The organism is Lysobacter sp. CA199, from assembly GCF_052078715.1.
In the GTDB taxonomy this organism is placed as follows: Bacteria; Pseudomonadota; Gammaproteobacteria; order Xanthomonadales; family Xanthomonadaceae; genus Lysobacter.
In genome coordinates this window covers 398,391-415,812 of sequence record NZ_JBQJIL010000007.1, presented here as the reverse complement: position 1 = coordinate 415,812, position 17,422 = coordinate 398,391, and the positions used below count along the sequence as shown (strand labels likewise).

15 protein-coding genes are annotated in these 17,422 nt (G+C 67.5%); 5 read left to right on the top strand and 10 right to left on the bottom strand.

Annotated features, from left to right (window positions below):
- Positions 1 to 174 precede the first annotated feature (174 nt).
- Positions 175 to 1,491, bottom strand: a complete 1,317-nt coding sequence (aceA, locus tag ACTOWJ_RS15010) for an isocitrate lyase (protein WP_441335431.1) — start codon at positions 1,489 to 1,491, stop codon at positions 175 to 177.
- Positions 1,492 to 1,645: 154 nt separating this feature from the next.
- The gene (aceB, locus tag ACTOWJ_RS15005; RefSeq protein ID WP_441335430.1) at positions 1,646 to 3,277 is read right to left on the bottom strand and encodes a malate synthase A; all 1,632 of its coding nucleotides are present in this window, start codon (positions 3,275 to 3,277) and stop codon (positions 1,646 to 1,648) included.
- Between the two features lie 135 nt (positions 3,278 to 3,412).
- Here aceB and ACTOWJ_RS15000 point away from each other — a divergent pair, with 135 nt between their 5' ends.
- Both ACTOWJ_RS15000 and ACTOWJ_RS14995 read left to right on the top strand, forming a co-directional pair.
- Positions 3,413 to 4,381: a LysR family transcriptional regulator gene (locus ACTOWJ_RS15000; protein WP_441335429.1), complete on the top strand. Its 969-nt coding sequence runs from the start codon at positions 3,413 to 3,415 to the stop codon at positions 4,379 to 4,381.
- A gap of 164 nt (positions 4,382 to 4,545) precedes the next feature.
- Positions 4,546 to 5,247 carry a GntR family transcriptional regulator gene (locus tag ACTOWJ_RS14995; protein WP_441335428.1) on the top strand — a complete coding sequence of 234 codons (702 nt, stop codon included), beginning with the start codon at positions 4,546 to 4,548 and terminating at the stop codon, positions 5,245 to 5,247.
- Between the two features lie 69 nt (positions 5,248 to 5,316).
- Here ACTOWJ_RS14995 and ACTOWJ_RS14990 read toward each other — a convergent pair whose 3' ends face one another.
- Positions 5,317 to 5,973, bottom strand: a complete 657-nt coding sequence (locus ACTOWJ_RS14990; protein ID WP_441335427.1) for a 1-acyl-sn-glycerol-3-phosphate acyltransferase — start codon at positions 5,971 to 5,973, stop codon at positions 5,317 to 5,319.
- 16 nt (positions 5,974 to 5,989) lie between these two features.
- Positions 5,990 to 6,394, bottom strand: coding sequence for an alternative ribosome rescue aminoacyl-tRNA hydrolase ArfB (gene arfB, locus ACTOWJ_RS14985; RefSeq protein ID WP_441335426.1), 405 nt, complete (start codon positions 6,392 to 6,394; stop codon positions 5,990 to 5,992).
- A gap of 227 nt (positions 6,395 to 6,621) precedes the next feature.
- Here arfB and ACTOWJ_RS14980 point away from each other — a divergent pair, with 227 nt between their 5' ends.
- On the top strand, positions 6,622 to 7,347 hold the full coding sequence (locus ACTOWJ_RS14980; RefSeq protein ID WP_441335425.1) for a hypothetical protein: 726 nt from the start codon (positions 6,622 to 6,624) through the stop codon (positions 7,345 to 7,347).
- A gap of 123 nt (positions 7,348 to 7,470) precedes the next feature.
- Here ACTOWJ_RS14980 and ACTOWJ_RS14975 read toward each other — a convergent pair whose 3' ends face one another.
- Positions 7,471 to 8,238 carry a pseudouridine synthase gene (locus ACTOWJ_RS14975; RefSeq protein ID WP_441335424.1) on the bottom strand — a complete coding sequence of 256 codons (768 nt, stop codon included), beginning with the start codon at positions 8,236 to 8,238 and terminating at the stop codon, positions 7,471 to 7,473.
- 113 nt (positions 8,239 to 8,351) lie between these two features.
- Here ACTOWJ_RS14975 and ACTOWJ_RS14970 point away from each other — a divergent pair, with 113 nt between their 5' ends.
- Both ACTOWJ_RS14970 and ACTOWJ_RS14965 read left to right on the top strand, forming a co-directional pair.
- Positions 8,352 to 11,153, top strand: a complete 2,802-nt coding sequence (locus tag ACTOWJ_RS14970) for a M16 family metallopeptidase (protein WP_441335423.1) — start codon at positions 8,352 to 8,354, stop codon at positions 11,151 to 11,153.
- Positions 11,154 to 11,178: 25 nt separating this feature from the next.
- On the top strand, positions 11,179 to 11,442 hold the full coding sequence (locus ACTOWJ_RS14965; protein ID WP_441335422.1) for a hypothetical protein: 264 nt from the start codon (positions 11,179 to 11,181) through the stop codon (positions 11,440 to 11,442).
- On the opposite strand, the gene ubiB is transcribed toward ACTOWJ_RS14965, so the two are convergent.
- The 5 genes from ubiB to oleC all read right to left on the bottom strand — a co-directional run bounded on the left by ubiB (position 11,432) and on the right by oleC (position 17,416).
- Positions 11,432 to 13,126: a ubiquinone biosynthesis regulatory protein kinase UbiB gene (ubiB, locus tag ACTOWJ_RS14960; protein WP_441335421.1), complete on the bottom strand. Its 1,695-nt coding sequence runs from the start codon at positions 13,124 to 13,126 to the stop codon at positions 11,432 to 11,434. The two genes, ACTOWJ_RS14965 and ubiB, sit on opposite strands and share 11 nt — an antisense overlap.
- A 349-nt stretch (positions 13,127 to 13,475) precedes the next feature.
- The gene (locus ACTOWJ_RS14955; protein ID WP_441335420.1) at positions 13,476 to 14,138 is read right to left on the bottom strand and encodes a ubiquinone biosynthesis accessory factor UbiJ; all 663 of its coding nucleotides are present in this window, start codon (positions 14,136 to 14,138) and stop codon (positions 13,476 to 13,478) included.
- Between the two features lie 55 nt (positions 14,139 to 14,193).
- The gene (locus ACTOWJ_RS14950; protein WP_083512241.1) at positions 14,194 to 14,355 is read right to left on the bottom strand and encodes a DUF1328 domain-containing protein; all 162 of its coding nucleotides are present in this window, start codon (positions 14,353 to 14,355) and stop codon (positions 14,194 to 14,196) included.
- Between the two features lie 99 nt (positions 14,356 to 14,454).
- Positions 14,455 to 15,444, bottom strand: coding sequence for a 2-alkyl-3-oxoalkanoate reductase (oleD, locus tag ACTOWJ_RS14945; RefSeq protein WP_441335419.1), 990 nt, complete (start codon positions 15,442 to 15,444; stop codon positions 14,455 to 14,457).
- Positions 15,445 to 15,751: 307 nt separating this feature from the next.
- A complete protein-coding gene (oleC, locus tag ACTOWJ_RS14940) occupies positions 15,752 to 17,416 on the bottom strand; it encodes an olefin beta-lactone synthetase (RefSeq protein ID WP_441335418.1) in 1,665 nt (554 codons plus the stop codon).
- Positions 17,417 to 17,422: the final 6 nt, after the last annotated feature.

Genomic DNA, 17,422 nt, shown 5'->3' with positions numbered 1-17,422 from the left:
CCAGAGCAAAATCTTGGCAACAGCAACAGCAACAGCAAACACGAAGCTCAAGCTGCTGCCTCGCGGGCATCGCCCTCCAGGGCTGACGAGACTGGCGAATCGGACATCGGCCAAAACGACAAAGGGCCCCGCGAGGGGCCCTTCGTCTCATGCCGCCATCGACACCCCGATCGCTCAGGCCGCCGCCTTCTTTGAATCGTGGAACTGCTCCTCCTCGGTCGAACCCTTCAACGCCACCGTCGAAGACTGTCCGCCCTGGATCGTCTGCGTCACCGCATCGAAATAACCGGTGCCCACTTCGCGCTGATGCTTGACCGCGGTGAAACCCTTCTCGGCCGCGGCGAACTCGGCTTCCTGCAGCTCCACGAACGCGCTCATCTGCCGGCGCGCATAACCATGGGCCAGGTTGAACATGCCGTAGTTCAGGCTGTGGAAACCGGCCAGGGTGATGAACTGGAACTTGTAGCCGTAGGTCGCGATTTCCTTCTGGAACTTGGCGATGGTCGCGTCGTCGAGGTTCTTCTTCCAGTTGAAGCTCGGCGAGCAGTTGTAAGCGAGCATCTTGCCCGGGAACTTGGCGTGAATCGCTTCGGCAAACTTGCGCGCGAATTCCAGGTCCGGCTTGCCGGTCTCGCACCAAACGAGGTCCGCGTAAGGCGCGTAAGCCAAGCCGCGGCTGATGGCCTGATCCAGACCGTTGCGGGTCTTGTAGAAGCCTTCGTTGGTGCGCTCACCGGTGGCGAAGGGCTGATCGTTCGGATCGATGTCGGCGGTCAGCAGATCGGCGGCTTCGGCGTCGGTGCGCGCGACGATCAGGGTCGGCACGCCCATGACGTCGGCGGCCAGGCGCGCGGCGACCAGCTTCTCGACCGCTTCGCGCGTCGGCACCAGGACCTTGCCGCCCATGTGGCCGCACTTCTTGACCGAAGCCAGTTGGTCTTCGAAGTGAACGCCCGAAGCGCCGGCCTCGATCATCCCCTTCATCAGTTCGAAGGCGTTGAGCACGCCGCCGAAACCGGCTTCGGCATCGGCCACGATCGGCTGCAGGAAGTCGATGTCGCCGGCGCTGCCGTTACCATTATTTTCCGCGCACTGGATCTGATCGGCGCGCAGCAGGGTGTTGTTGATCCGGCGCACGACCTGCGGCACCGAGTTGGCCGGGTACAGCGATTGATCGGGATACATCTCGCCGGCGCCGTTGGCGTCGGCCGCGACCTGCCAGCCCGAAAGATAAATCGCCTTCAGACCGGCCTTGACCTGCTGCATGGCCTGATTGCCGGTCAGCGCGCCGAGCGCATTGACGAAATCTTCGGTGTGCAGCGAGGTCCACAGCTTGTTGGCACCGAGTTTGGCGATGGTGTGTTCGACCGGCACGGTACCGCGCAGGCGCACCACGTCTTCGGCCGAGTACGGGCGGGTGATGCCCGCCCAACGCGGGTTGGTCGCCCAGTCCTGGCGGAGTTGGTCGGCGGTCGGCAGCGTGTGGCTCATGACTTCGATTCCTTGAACGTGTGGGTCGTTTTGACGTGGGAGATCGGTGCAGTGGGTTTCAGACTGTAGGAGCGGCGCGAGCCGCGACCGCGACATCCGGCTTACGACGTCAGCTAGGTTTCGCGGTCGCGGCTCGCGCCGCTCCTACAGGTAGTCAATCGATGCGTTCGTAGGCGGGCAGAGTCAGAAACTCGGCCAGCGTGTCGGCATGCGTCAGTTCGTCGAGCATCGCGATGGCTTCATCGAGCTTGCTGCCGCCGGGTAACTTCAAGCGGTCGACGAGCTTGCTCGGCAAACCGATCAGCGCGCGTTCGAGCAGGGCGAAATCCAACGGCGTGCCGTCATCGAGGAACAGGCCCTCGGCGTGCAGCCACTGCCACAGTTGGGTACGCGCGATCTCGGCGGTGGCCGCGTCTTCCATCAGCCAATGGATCGGCACACAACCGTTGCCTTCCAGCCACGCGGCGAGGTAACGCACGCAGACTTCGACGTTGCTTTCGAAACCGGCGCGGGTGATCGTGCCGAACGACGGCTTGATCAAATCGTCGCGGATGATCAGCACGTCCTCGCGCAGCACGTGCTGCTGATGCGGGGTCGGCATGCGCTCGTCGAAGATGCGCATCGCCAGCGGGATCAGCGCCGGATGCGCGACCCAGGTGCCGTCGTGGCCGGCGGTGACTTCGCGCAGCTTGTCGGCGCGCACCTTGGCCAGCGCGGCTTCGTTGGCCGCTTCGTCGCCGCTGATCGGGATTTGCGCAGCCATGCCGCCCATCGCATGCGCGCCGCGCTTGTGACAGGTCTGGATCAGCAGTTCCGAATAGGCGCGCAGGAACGGCTGAGTCATGGTCACCTGGCCGCGCTCGGGCAGCACCTTGTCGCGGTGCGCGCGGAAGGTCTTGATGTAGGAGAACACGTAATCCCAGCGGCCGCAGTTCAAGCCGGCGATGCGGCTGCGCAGCGCGTGCAGGATCTCGTCCATCTCGAACACCGCCGGCAAGGTCTCGATCAGCACGGTGACCTTGATCTGGCCCGGCTGCAGGCCGAGTTCGGTTTCGACGTGACCGATCGCCTCGTTCCACAGCTGCGCTTCTTCCATCGACTGCAGCTTGGGCAGGTAGAAGTACGGGCCGCGGTCCTTGCCGGCGAGCGCGACAGCGTTGTGGAAGGCGAACAGGCCCAGGTCGAACAGGCTGCCCGACATCGGCGCGCCGTCGATGCACACGTGCTTCTCGTCCAGGTGCCAGCCGCGCGGGCGCACCATCAGCACGGCCTGCTCTTCGAAGGGCTTAAGCGTGTAGTGCTTGGAACCGTCCGGAGCCATCCAGTCCAGGGTGCCGGCGACGGCCTTGCGCAGCGCGCGCTGTCCGGTCAGCAGATTCGCCCAGGTCGGCGCGGTGCTGTCCTCGAAGTCGGCCATGTACACCTTCGCGCCGGAGTTCAGCGCGTTGATGACCATCTTCGGATCGCAGGGACCGGTGATCTCGACGCGGCGGTCGAGCAGCGCGTTCGGCAGCGGCGCGACGCGCCAGGCGCCGGTGCGGATCGCGGCGGTGTCTTCGCGGAAATCGGGCAGGCCACCGCCATCGAAGAAGGCCTGGCGCTGTTTGCGCGCGGCCAGGCGGGCCTGACGCTCAGGTTCGAAACGGCGATGCAGTACGGCCAGGAATTCGAGAGCGGCCGGGGTCAGCAGAGCGTCCTGCTCGGCCGACGAGGCCGTGAGCTCGATGCCGCCACCCGGCTGACGTTGCCCGGGATGGTCCTGCCACTGCGCGATCACTGCCGACATGGTGCGACTCCTGTGGGGATGGGGACCGCTCCCAACGAGCGAGTCCCCGGACCCAGACCATGCGGCGGCGTGTTGTATTTGACAATCAAGTTTTTTCAATGCATATCATTTGGAAAATTTATATGTGACGTTCATGTGGCTTCCACTCGCACGCTAAGTCCCCGATTTGCTTACAAAGGCGACCGCCTGAAGCCGTTGCGGGCGTTCTGCCAGACCGCGCGTCTGGGCTCGGTCTCACGTGCGGCTGAGGCGCTTTACCTGAGCCAGCCGGCAGTAACGCTTCAGCTTCAGGCGCTGGAGCGCGAGATGGGCGTGCGTCTGCTCGAGCGCAGCGGCCGCCGTCTGGCCCTGACCCGCGAGGGCGAGGCGCTCTACGAACTGGCCCGGCCGCTGGTCGAGGGCCTGGACGCGCTGGACGGGATCTTCCGCGAGCGCATCCGCGGCCTGGACGCGGGCGAGCTCAACGTCGCCGCGGGCAGTTCGACCATCCTGTATCTGTTGCCCAAGATCGTCGAAGCGTTTCGCGCCGCGCATCCGGAGGTGCGGCTCACGCTGCACAACGTCACCGGGGCGGGCGGACTCGACCTGCTCAGATCCGACGCAGTCGACTTGGCGGTGGGCTCGATGCTCGATGTGCCCGGCGACCTCAGCTACGCGCCGGTCTACCGCTTCGAGCCGATGCTGATCACGCCGCGCGACCATCCGCTGGCCAAGTTGGAGCCGTTGACCCTGCAGGACCTGAGCCCCTACGGCCTGATCCTGCCGCCGCAGCGCCTGACCACCTACCGCATGGTCGACCTGGTGTTCCAGCAGAACCGCGTGCCTTACACCGTCGCGCTGGAAGTCGGCGGCTGGGAAGTGATCAAGCAGTACGTGGCGATGGGCCTGGGGATCAGCATCGTCACCGCGATCTGCCTGACCGAGGCCGATCGCGCGCGGCTGTCGGCGCGTTCGCTGGCCGAGTATTTCCCTTCGCGCAGTTATGGCGTGGTGGTGCGCAAGGGCAAGTATCTGTCGCCGCAGGCGCGCGCGTTCACCGAATTGATCCAGCCGGCGCTGTTCGAGCGTGGGGACTATTACGCGACCGGGCAGTCCGATCGTTGATTCGTTCCCCCGACAGGAGCGGCGCAAGCCGCGATCAGGCGGCGGGCTCGCTCCTGCATGCCCGGCGGCGGGCATCGATTCGGCGGAACGGATCGGCCGCGAAGGCAGGCCACGTCCGCGCGCCCGCCGATCCGCCGCGCTCGGCGGTTGGGTAGACTGATCGCATGAGCATCGTCCCCCGTTCGCTGTCCGACCAAGCCTTCGAAGTGGTCCGCGAACGGATTTTGTCGACCCAGATCCCGCCGCTGGCGCCGATCCGCCAGGAACTGCTCGCCGAAGAACTGGGCATCAGCAAGATTCCGCTGCGCGAAGCCCTGGGCCGGCTGGAACAGCAGGGCCTGCTGGCCTCGCACCCTAATCGCGGCTTCTTCGTCCCGGCGCTGAGCTCGCGCGAGGCCGAGGAAGTGTTCGCGCTGCGCTTGAAGATCGAACCCGAGGCGGCCGCCGACGCCAGCCTGGTCGCCGACGAGGCCGAACGCGAGAACGCGCGCGCGGCGCTGACCGCCTTATTGAACGCCGGCACCGCCGACCCGCACGCCGCGGTGCGCTTCAACCGCAGTTTCCACCTAACCCTGGTGCGTCCCGGCGGTCGCCGGATCACCGCGCAACTGGTCGAACGCCTGCAGGCCCTGGCCGAACGCTACGTGCGCAAACACCTGGAAGCGGCCGGCCGCGAAGCGCGCGCGGCCAGCGAGCACGACGCGATCCTGCAAGCCTGGCTGCAGCGCGATGCGGCGCTGGTGAGCCGGCTGCTGTCGGAGCACATCGTCACCACCCTGCACGATTTGCGCGTGCAGTTGGAGCAGGCTGTCGCCGAGGAACCGGCCAAGGCGCCGAAGCGGCGCACGCGGCGCGCGGCGGACTGAGCGCCGACGGCGGGATCGATCGCGGGCATCTCGAGCAAGTCCGCCCGGACTTAACGGTGAGCGCCGCGATCAGGCCGTGCCGTGATGCTTGCCCTGCCAGGGCTTGTACCAGTCGCGGATGCGGCGCATGTCCGCGTCCATGTCCTCGCCCAGGTGGAAGATGTCGCCGATGCCGATGACCTTGTCGGGGTAATGGAAATACGCCGGAATCACCGGCACGTCGGCGGCCTTGGCGATCTTCCAGAAACCCGCCTTCCAGCGCTCCACCGCCCTGCGCGTGCCTTCCGGCGCGATGCCGAGCCAGAACCGCTCGGCGCCGCGGATCATCGAGACCGCTTGTTCGACCACACCGTGCGCGGCGTTGCGGTTGATCGGGATCACCCCGAGCCGGCGCAGCAGTATCCCCAGCAGCGGCACCTTGAACAACGATTCCTTGGCGATGATCTTCACGTCCAGGCCCAGCGCGGCCTTGGCGGCGAAGCCCCACACGCCGTCCCAGTTGGACGAATGCGGCGCGCCGATCAGCACCGCGCGCGGGATGTCGGGAAACTTGCCGACCATGCGCCAGCCGCCCAGACGCAGGATGCTGCGGCCGACCCAGCGGGTCAGGCGGTTGGGTTTGACCCGCGGCGCGTTGGACGGCAACGGCAACAGCACATCGTCGCGGTCGCGCTCGTGCGGGGGGCCGGCCGGCGGCGCGGTTTGGGGCTGGGGGGTCGAATCCACTGGCATGCGCTCCGTGTCAGTCCCACTGGCGTTGCGAACGATCGCGCTTGGTCGCGCCGCGTTCTTTCTTGGCCCCGATCCGACGCTCCTTGGCGGCGCGGCTGGGCTTGGTGGCGATGCGCGGCTTGGGCGCGCGCAGGCCGCTGTCGACGAACGCGGCCAGACGCTCGCGCGCATCCTGGCGGTTGCGGTCCTGGGTGCGGAAGCGCTGGGCGCTGATCACCAGCACGCCCTCGCCGGTCACCCGCCGGTCGCGCTTGCTCAGCAGGCGCTCGCGCACGGGCTCGGGCAGCGAGGGCGACTGCGCGATATCGAAGCGCAGTTCCACCGCTGTGGCGACTTTATTGACGTTCTGCCCGCCCGGGCCGGTCGAACGTACGAAACGCTCGACCAATTCCTGCTCGGGAATCGTGATGGCCATGCTCTCCTCCGCCCGCGATTGTAGTCGGCGCCGGCTTTTCGTCCATGACGCTGCGCCCACGCCGGTCGATCGGCGACGTTCGCGACCCATCGCGACCCATCGCGGCGCGATCGGCGAGGTCGCCCGGAACCCCGCGGCGGCCCCCATCCGCCCCGCCGACCGCCCCGTCGTTGACGGAGCCGACTGACCGGGGGACCATGCCCGTATCGGTCCAAGGAGGAATCCGCATGAAGCGCCAGCCCCCAATGCGCCTTGCGTCACTGACCCTGCCGCTGCTGGCCGCCGCGCTGCTGGCCGCGCCGACGGTGTCGGCGCAGGCCATCGATCAGCGTTACGACCCTGCGAACGTCAACAATCGCATCGACAACCCGCGGTTCCAGCGCCGCATGACCCAGTCGGCCCAGTCGGTGGCCGAATCGCTGGTCGGGCGCGGCGCCAACGGCACCGATCAGCGCATCCTGGGCCAGTTCACCGAACAGCAGACCCAGTTGCTGCGGCAATTGCAGAACGCCGCCGACCAGATGCCCAACGGCGGCGCCGGCGCGGGCTACAACAACACCAACGGCGGCCTGGATCAGCGCAGCATCGATCAGCTCATGAACTCGCCCGAAGGTCGCTACGTGCTGGAAGAAATCATGCGCGGGCAGCAGAACGGCGGCGCCCAGCCCAACAACGGCTACCGGCCGCAGCAGAACGCCTACCCGCCATCGCGCGGCGGCTATCCGCAGCAGGGTTATCCGCAAAACGGCTACCCCCAGCAAAACGGCTACCCGCAAGGCAACGGCTATCCGTCCGATGCCGATCCTTACGGCGGCTATCCGCAGCAAGGGCCGCGCCCGAGCGCCGCGCAGGCGATGGGCACCTCGATCCTGCACGACATCACCAACGCGGCGATCCTGCGCGCGACCCAGCCCAAGATCATCTACCAGCAAGCGCCGCAGCCGCGTCCCTGAGTCCGGGTGGCCCAACATTGACCGAAGCCGCTCCGCCCTCACCACCGTCGGCGGAAGACGCGGCCCGCGCCAAGTCGCGCTGATCGGCCGGGTCGGGCCGGCCCTGAGCGAATCGCGCCGCCCTCAGCTCGACGGCGGCGCCGTTTCGAACATCGCCAAGGCCTTGGCGAATTCGCCGTCCGTATCCGCCGGCGCGACCACCTGCAAGCGCTCGCCGCTGCGCGGATGCACGAACGCCAGGCGCTGCGCGTGCAGCAGCATGCGATGGATGCCGAGCATGCGGAAGGTCCGGTTGTGGCGGCCGTCGCCGTGGCTGGTATCGCCGATCAGATGGTGCGAGAGGTGCTTGAGATGCCGGCGGATCTGGCGGAATCGCCCGGTCTGCGGCTGCGCCCGCAACAGCGCGTAACGCGAGGTCTCGAACCCCGAGCCGGGCACCGCCAGCTCGGTCCGCGCCAACACCGCAAAACGGGTCTGCGCCGGCTTCTTGAGCGGCTTGCCCGGGCCGCCGTCGAGATCGTGATCGACCTCGAACGCATCCTCCGCCGGCCAGCCTCGGCACACCGCCAGATAGTCTTTTTCGACCTCGCGCGACATCAGCACCTTGCCCAGCGCCGAGGCCGTCTCGCGGTCGAACGCCAGCAACAGGCAGCCGCTGGTCGCGCGGTCCAGCCGGTGGACCAGGAAGATCGGCCGTCCGAACTGCTCGCGCAGTCGGTCGGCGGCGAAGTCGGTTTCCCCGCGCGCCAGCGCGCTGTCGTGAACCATCAGCCCCGCCGGCTTGTCGATAACCGCCAGAACCTCGTCGGCGTACAACACCGGCAGGTCGGTGGCGGCGATATCCTGCGAATCGGCCGGCGACGGCGCTGGGGAACTGAACCTCGGGTGCATGCGGTCGGATGAATCGCTGGGGTGATCGGCCGCTAGTGTCGTCTATTGCAGTGCGCGCTCACAGCCCGATGCGCGTGCGCTGCGTTTCGCCTATCCGTTTTCCTGGAGTTCTCATGCCGCCACGCCGTCTCGCCCTCGCCGCCCCGCTCGCCTTCGCCCTGAGTCTGGCGCTGGGCGGCGCCCACGCCGAAGCGCCGCAAGTCTCGCCGCCGCAGGGCATCAGCGCCGGCCCCTGCGTGGAGGGCATCTGCGAGTACCGCCTGAGCAACGGCCTGCGCGTGCTGTTGTTCCCCGACGCGACCCAGCCCACGGTCACCGTCAACCTGATCTACAAGGTCGGCTCGCTGCAGGAGAACTACGGCGAAACCGGCATGGCCCACCTGCTCGAACACATGCTGTTCAAGGGCACGCCGAGCCACCGCGACATTCCCGGCGAAATGAAGAAGCGCGGCATCGACTTCAACGCGCAGACCGCGCTGGACCGCACCAACTACTTCGCCTCCTTCCCCGCCAACGACGCCACCCTGGAGTGGCTGCTGGGCATGGAAGCCGACCGCATGGTCCGTTCGGACATCGCGCGCAAGGATCTGGACAGCGAGATGACCGTGGTCCGCAACGAGATGGAGAACGGCGAGAACAGTCCGGTCTCGGCGCTGGTCGAACGGGTGCGTTCGAGCGCCTACCTGTGGCATCACTACGGCAACAGCACCATCGGCGCGCGCAGCGACGTCGAGCACGTGCCGATCGAGCGGCTGCAGGCCTATTACCGCACCTGGTACCGCCCCGACAACGCGACCTTGGTGCTGGCCGGGCGGATCGATCCGGACAAGACCCTGGCCGCGGTCGCGCGCCACTTCGGCAGCGTGGCCAAACCGGCCGAGCCGATACGCGCGTTCTACACCCGCGAACCTGCCCAGGACGGCGAGCGCGAAGTCACCGTGCGCCGGGTCGGCGATCTGCGCCTGCTGATGGCCGCGTATCACATTCCCGCCGGCACCCATCCCGACGCGCCCGCGCTCGGCGTGCTCGACGATATCCTCGGCCACGTGCCCGGCGGCCGCTTGCACAAGGCACTGGTGGAAAGCGGCCTGGCCGCGAACATCGGCGTCGGCGGCGAACAACTGCCCGACCCGGGCCTGTTCACCGCGCTGGCCGCCCTGCCCAAGGACGGCGACGCGGCCAAGGCCGAGAAGGTCTTGCTCGATCAGCTCGAACACGTGCTCGACAAGCCGGTCACCGCCGAGGAAGTCGCAGCGGCCAAGCAACGCGCGCACAACGGCTTCGAGCTGGCCTACAGCAACGTCGCCGGGGTCGCGATGAGCCTGTCCGATCCGGTCGCGGCCGGCGATTGGCGCCTGTACTTCCACTATCGCGATGCGCTGGAAAACGTCACGGTTCAGGACGTCAATCGGGTCGCCGGCAAGTACCTGCAATCGAGCAACCGCACCCTCGGCCGCTTCATTCCCACCCAGACGCCGCAGCGCGCGGACATCCCCGAAGCGCCAAGCGCAGCGATCGTCCTGCAGGGCTACACCGGCAAGGAGCCGTTGGTGGCCGGCGAGCATTTCGATCCCACGCCGGCCAATATCCAGGCGCGCACCGAAACCATCACCCTCGACACCGGCGTCGGCCGGGGCCTCAAACTCGCGCTGCTGCCGAAGAAAACCCGCGGCGGCCTGGTCACCGTGTCGGCCAATTTCCGTTTCGGCGACGCCGATTCGCTGCGCGGCCACGACGACGATTCCAGCATCGCCGGCGCTTTGCTGATGCGCGGCGGCGAAGGCCTGAGCCGCGAACAGATCGACGCGCGCTTCGAAGCGCTGCAGACCTCCGCGCGCATCAGCGGCGGCCTGCAATCGGCGCGCATCGCCCTGACCACGCGCCGCGACCGGCTCGCCGACGCGCTCGCACTGTCGGCCAAGGTGCTGCGCACGCCGAGCTTTCCGGAGCAGGAGTTCGAGCAGTACCGCTTGCAGGCGATCACCGGTCTGGAAGCCTCGCGTCAGGAGCCCTCGACCCTGGCCGGCGAAGCGCTGGGCCGGCATTTCGATCCCTGGCCGGCGGGACATCCGCTGGGCTTCCGATCGATCGAAGAATCGCTGGCCGCGGTCAAGGCGCTCAAGCTCGAAGACGTGCGCGCCTTCCACCGCGAGTTCTACGGCACCGCCGAGGGCGAGATCAGCGTGGTCGGCGATTTCGATCCGGTCGCGCTCAAGCAGCAGCTCAAGAGCCTGTTCGCGGATTGGAAGCCCGGCCACGCCTACACGCCGATCGCCACGCAGTACACCGACGTCGCTCCGGAGAAGCGCCGTTTCGAAGCGCCCGACAAGCCCAACGGCGTGCTGCTGGCCAACGTCAATCTCTCGCTCAAGGACACCGATGCGGATTACCCGGCGCTGATCGCGGCGAACTACATTCTCGGCGGCGGCACGCTCAAGTCGCGCCTGGGCGATCGCATCCGCCAGAAGGAAGGCCTGAGCTACGGCGTGGCCAGCGACCTGGACGCCGATGCCAGCCGCGACGATCGCGACGATGCCGGCACTTGGTCGGTGCAGGCCATCGCCGCGCCGGAGAATCTGGACCGGGTCGAGCGCGCGGTGCGCGAAGAACTCTCGCGTCTGCTCAAGGACGGCGTCGGCGCCGAGGAATTGCGCGACGCGGTATCGGGCCTGCTGACCCAACGCGAACAGGCGCTCGCCGCCGATCCGTCGATCGCCGCCACCTTGGTGAGCCATCTGTTCTACGGCCGCGACATGCAGTTCGTCGCCGACATGGACGCCAAGTTCAAGGCGCTGACCGTCGATTCGGTGAACGCGGCGATCCGCAAACACCTCAAGCCGGAGCGGTTCAGCGTCTACACCGCAGGCGATTTCGCCGCGGCCAAGAACAAGGCGCCGACCAAGGCGGAGAACTGATCAACCAAGCGTAGAGGAGATGGAAATGTCTCGGGAAATAGCCGAATTCTTTCTGGCCGCTCTCAACAAGGCGTGCGGAGAGATCGATCAGGCCGCGACCTACAGCGAAGCGCTCTTCAGCGACGAGGAAGAGCGAAAATCGGTACGCAGGGAACTGGCCAGACTGATGAATCAGATCGACTCGCGCATCATACCCGTGCTCAGAAGACGCTACCCGGATATCGAGGGTTACTTGCCTGTTCCAAAACAGCAACCCGGCGATTGCGAATCGAGCAGCACTACCGGTTAGCGCCCCCGCGCTTGCGTCGCGGCCACGCCGCCAGCAACGCCCACAACCCGCCCAAACCGGCGATCCATGAGGACGCCGGGATCGACCAGAAGCGCGGGCCGCCCGATTCCAATCCGTACAGCACCGCGGCGACGATCAGCAGGCCGGTGCCCAGGATCGCCGCCACCGTGCGCCGCACCGCGTCCTTGATGGTGCGGTTGAGGTCGGTGATATCGGCCGAGCGCATCTTCAGCTCATGCTGGCCGGACACCTGCTGGCTCAACCAGGCGTGCAGCAGACGCGGCATTTCCGGCGCGCGGGTCACCAGTTCGGGCAGGCGCTTGCGGAACTCGTTCGCCAACCGCTGCGGGCTGTAGCGATCGAGCAAGATGCGCTGCAGCACCGGCCGCGCCACCGCCCAGATGTCGAGCTTGGGGTCGAGCAGACGGCCGACGCCTTCGATGTTGAGCAGAGTCTTCTGCAGCAGGATCAACTGCGGCTGCAGGGTCAGCTCGTAACGTTGCGCGGTGCGGAACAGTTTGACCAGCACTTCGGCCAACGAGATCTCGCTCAGCGGCCGCGTGAAGTACGGCTCGCACACCGCGCGCGTGGCCGCTTCCAGCTCGTCGATGCGGGTGTGCGCGGGGATCCAGCCGGCCTGCACGTGCAACTCGGCGATGCGGCGGTAGTCGCGGTTGAAGATCGCCATGAAGTTCTCGGCGAGGTAGTACTGATCCTCGTCCGACAACTGGCCCATGATCCCGAAATCCAAGGCGATGAAACGCGGATTGCGGCGGCGCGCGGGATCGCTGTCGACCCAGATGTTGCCGGCGTGCGCGTCGGCGTGGAAGAAATTGTCGCGGAACACCTGGGTGTAGAACACCCGCACGCCCTTGGCGGCGAGCGCGCTGCGGTCGATGCCGGCCGCGTCGAGCGCGGCGATGTCGTCGGAGGGAATGCCGTAGACGCGTTCCAGAGTCAGCGCGCGTTCGCTGGTGTGCGACCAGATGACCTCGGGCACGTACATATCGTCGCTGTCGGCCCAGAACCGGCGCAGCACGCTGGCGTTGGCGCCTTCGCGCTGCAGGTCCAGCTCGGCCGCCAGGGTGCTTTCGATCTCGGCCACGATCTCGCGCGGACGGATCTTGTCGGCGGCCGGATGGGCGCGGTCGACCAACGCGGCCAGGGCGTTGAGCAGGGCGATGTCGCCGGCGATCTTGCCCTCGATGTCCGGACGCAGCACCTTGACCACGACTTCGCGCGCCGGCTTGCCGGGTTCGGCGCGCAGCCGCGCGGCGTGCACCTGGGCGATCGAGGCCGAGGCCAGCGGCTCGATGTCGAAATACTCGAACGCATCCTCGATCTTGCGTTCCAGCGCGCCCTCGACGATGCGACGCGCGGTTTCGCCGTCGAACGGTGCGACCCGGTCTTGCAGCAGCGCCAGTTCGATCGCGATGTCCGGCGGCACCAGATCGCGGCGGGTGGACAGGATTTGCCCGAACTTGACGAAGATCGGTCCGAGTTCCTGCAACACCAGGCGCAGGCGCGCGCCGCGCGACATCGCCGCGATCTCGGCCGAGGCGCGCGGCACGAACGGGCGGGCGAGCTTGAGCCAGCGCTCGGCCGGGGTGTCGTCGAGCAGATCGTCGAGCCGGTAGCGCAGCAATACCCGGCCGATGCGCCATGCACGGATGGCGGACCTCATGCGCGGACTCTCCCGCCCGGACCGCGCAAGCGCGGGGTCTTTTGTGGGAGGGGCTTCAGCCCCGACGCGAGCGCTGGAAGATCACCGGCTTCGGGTGTCGGGCCTGAAGGGCCCTCCCACAAAAGACCTCGACGCTTCGAAGCGGCATTGTTGATCGCGTCGGCGCTCATTTGCCGCGTCTCGCGCGTTCGCCCCCATGCGTAGACGCTCCCGCCCGGACCGCTCAAGCGCGAGGTCTTTTGGGGGAGGGGCTTCAGCCCCGACGCGAGCACTGGAAGATCACCGGCTTCGGGTGTCGGGCCTGAAGGGCCCTCCCACAAAAGATCTTGAAGGTTCGAAGCGGCGGCGCTCATGCGCCGCGCCTCGCGCGCTCGCGCAGACGCGCTACCCGCGCGGCGGCGCGTTCGACATCGTCGCGCAAGGCGTCGACGTCGTCGTGGAAGGCGTTGAGCTCGTCGCGCGGTACCACGTCGCGCGATTCTTCGGTGACGTATTCGGCCGCATTGCTGGCCAAGGCACCGGCGGCATCGCGCGCGTGACGCAGCGCAGCGGCCACGCCGTTGGCGATCTGCACGCCGGCCACTTCGCCGAACACGGTGGTGAAGGGCTGCTGCCAATCGGGATCGAAACGTTCAGCCAGGCGTTGCAGCCGCCGCGCGAGGTCCGCGTCGCCTTCGATCCGCAGTTTGCCGACCGGGGCGGCTTGTTCGTTGCGCGCCGCGCCGAGCAGATTCGGCAACTGCGACAAGATCGCGCCGAGCGTGCTGCGCACCGAAAGATCGGGCTGGTCGGTCTCGCGTACCGGTCCCACTTCGAGCCGGTCGCCGACGACCTCGACGCGCAAAGCCAGCGGCGGCGAATCCAGATGCAGGGCGAGGCTGCGGCCGTGCAGCGCGCGCAGCCCGTCGCGGGTGTCGGGGTCCAGCGCCAGCGCGCGGTTGAGCGCGGCTTCCAGCGCGCGCCCGGCCATTGGCTTGAGCGAGGACAGGAACAGGGGGTCGGAGGCGGTCATGCCGCCATTGTAGCCCCCTGCTCCGGTCCGGCTAGGCAAGCTGCGTCAACGGGCCTCAGGCCACGCGGCGGCCGCGGAACAGCGAAATGATGGCCAGGACCACGAACACCACGAACAAGATCCAGGCGATGTTGCTGGCCGCGCCGGCGATGCCGGTGAAACCCAGGACCGCGGCGATGATGGCGATGACGAAAAATACGGCGGCATAGTGAAGCATCGGGAACCTCCTTAGGGGAGAACGCCGATCGGGAAGCGGTCCCGATGGCATGCACCGATGCTGTGTCAGCGCAAGTTCGCGCGAAGTGACGGTGGGCGTTTACGTCCAGGCGGCCTTCAGCCGGGTGAGTCCTTCGTGAAAACTGACCTTGGGCACGTAACCGAAATCGCGCGTGGCCGGCGTCATGTCGTACCAATGCGTGGTCGACAACTGCTCGGCCAGAAAACGCGTCATCGGCGGTTCGCCCTTGAGCGGCAGGACATGCCACAGCCCTTCGCAGACCGCGCCGATGGCATAGGCCGCGCCGAACGGCAGGGTCTTGTCGACCTGCGGCGCGCCGACCGCGCCGAGCAGGCTGTTGAGCGTCTCGCGCAAGGTCTTGGGCTCGCCGTTGCTGATGAAGTAAGCGCGGCCGGCGCAGGCCGCTCCCACGGCGAGATATTCGAACGCATCGAAATGCGCTTGCGCGGCGTTGTCGATGTAGGTGGTGTCGATGCGGTTGTTGCCGTCGCCGACGAAACGCAGACGACCTGCGTTGGCGCGCGAGACCAGGCGCGGCAGCAGTTGGTTGTCGCCCACGCCCCAGATCAGCCGCGGCCGCAACGCAACGGTGGCCAGCTGCGCGTCGTTGGCGGCGAGCACGGCTTTCTCGGCGATGGCCTTGGTGGTCGCGTAGGCGGCCTTGAAGCCTTCGCCATAGGGCACGGTGTCGGCGGTGCCGCCTTCGACCGGATGGGTCGCGCGATGGGTCACGCTCGGCGTGGAGGTGTAGACCAGTTTGCCGATCCCATGCGCGCGGCAAGCGGCGAGCACGTTGTCGGTGCCGACCACGTTGGCCTGGTGATAGCTGTCGTAGCTGCCCCAGGCGCCGGCCTTGGCGGCGTTGTGGAAGATCGCTTGCGCGCCTTGCGCGGCGGCGATGACCGCGGCGCGATCGGCCAGATCGCCCTGGATCTGGGTCACGCCGAGCGCATCGAGTGCCGGGTAATGGCCGCGGTTGAAGCTGACGACTTCATGCCCGCGCGCGACCAGACCGCGGCACAAGGCCTGGCCGAGGAAACCGCCGCCGCCGGTGACAAGGATTTTCATCGCTCGGGTTCCTGAAGAGAGATTTAGGAATGATAGGGGCAAGCGGCCGCTGGGTTTGTCGGCTGGGCGACGATGTTGTGGCGCGGCGGCGCGATCGGAACGAAAAGCGTCGGGGCTGAAGCTCCCTCCCACAAAAGACCTCGGAACAAGCGAGATCTGAGGCCTGGCTCATCACTCGGAACCAGCGAGACCTGGGGCCTGGCTCATCAAAAGCCGCATCGATGCCGCGAGGTCTTTTGTGGGAGGGGCTTCAGCCCCGACGCGCTTGCGACACGATCGCCACGGCCCGTACCCGCAAGCCGGCCAATCAACCGGTCGCCTGCGCCTGCAACGCCAGCTTCTCGCGCCCGATCTTGGCGTTATGCCGGATATCCACCGGAAACCCCGGATGGAATCGGAAACGCTCGATGCCTGCAGTGTGCGCGTGCCTGGCGCCGATCTCGCGCAGCTCCTCGACGATGCGCTTGCGCTCGGTGTCGCCGATGCGCGGCTGATGCAGCTCCACCCACAGCAGCGGCGTCTGCACGCCCGCCTGGCCGGTGCCGACCAGCGCGGTGCGCCGCACCTTCGGATGCGTGTTGAACACTGGTTCGACCTGCTCGGTGTATAGCGGGCCGGTCGCGGTTTCCACTCGGTGGGTCTTGCGCCCGCAGAACCACAGCCGGCCTTGTTCGTCCAGATAACCCACATCGCCCATGCGATGGACGATGCGTTCGACGCCGTCGACGGTTTCGCGGATCTTGGCCAGTTTGGTCATCGAATCGCGATTGAAGTAACTGTCGGTCGCGGTCGGACCGGCCACGGTGATTTCGCCGACCACGCCGGTCTCGACCAGCAGATCGTCGGACCACTGCGCGACGGCCGCGTCGTCGATGCGGATCACCCGCACCTCGTTGCGCTGCACCGCGCGGCCCACGCAGGTGCCGGCGCCGGCTTCGGTGGCGGCGCGCGTGGATTGCAGCTCGCGGCCTTCGATCACCGCCACCGGCAAGCATTCGGTGGCGCCGTAAGGCGTCCAGAACTGCGCGTCGGCGGGCAACAGCTCGCGCAAGCGCGCGACCGTGTCCGGCGGCACCGGCGCGCCGGCCGAGGTGACCCGCTTGACCGTCGGCAGCGGCTGGCCGTGCTTGGCCAGCACCGCCATCAACGCCGGCGAGCCGAACAGCTGATCGCAGCCGAAGCGCGCGACCGCATCGAGCAATTTGACCGGATCGGCCTGCGCCGGCCGGGTCGGGTCCATGTCGGGAATGATCGAGGTCAGGCCCAGCGCCGGATCGAACAAGGCGAACGGCGGAAACGTCGGCAGATCCACGCCGCCGGGCACGATGCCGAAGGCCTCGCCCATCATCTCGATCTGGGCGACGAAATGGCGATGGCGGAACACCACGCCCTTGGGCACGCCGGTCGAGCCGCTGGTGAACACGATCGCCGCGACTTCATCGGGCCGAGTGTCGGCCAACTGCGAACCCACGCCCGTGCCCGCGCGCTCGATCCGCTCCAGGGTGTCGTCGGCGAGAAACGCGCGCTTGCCGGTGGTGATGCGGATGCGCGCCGACTTCGCCCAACCCAGCACGACGCGCGCGACGTGCGCCAGCGGAATGCCGATGAACGCTTCCGGTGCGGCTTCGTCCAGGCATTGGCGCAGCGCGCGCTTGTCGATGCCCGGATCGATCAGCACCGGCACTGCGCCGGCCTTGAACAGGGCGAACATCAGCAGGAAGAACTCCGGCGAAGGCCGCACCATCACCGCCACGCGTGTGCCGCGCACGATGCCGCGCTGGCCCAGGCCGGCGGCGATCGCGTCGCTGCGCTGGTCCAACTGCGCATAGGTCAGCTCGACGTCGTAGCTGGCCATGCCGTCGGCGCGGCGGGTACCGGGGCAGCGCATCGCCACGCGCTGCGGCGATTGCGCGGCCAACCGCGGCAACGCGGCGGCGATGTTGCAGGTGTCGGTGGGTGCGGCAGCGTCCATGCTCGG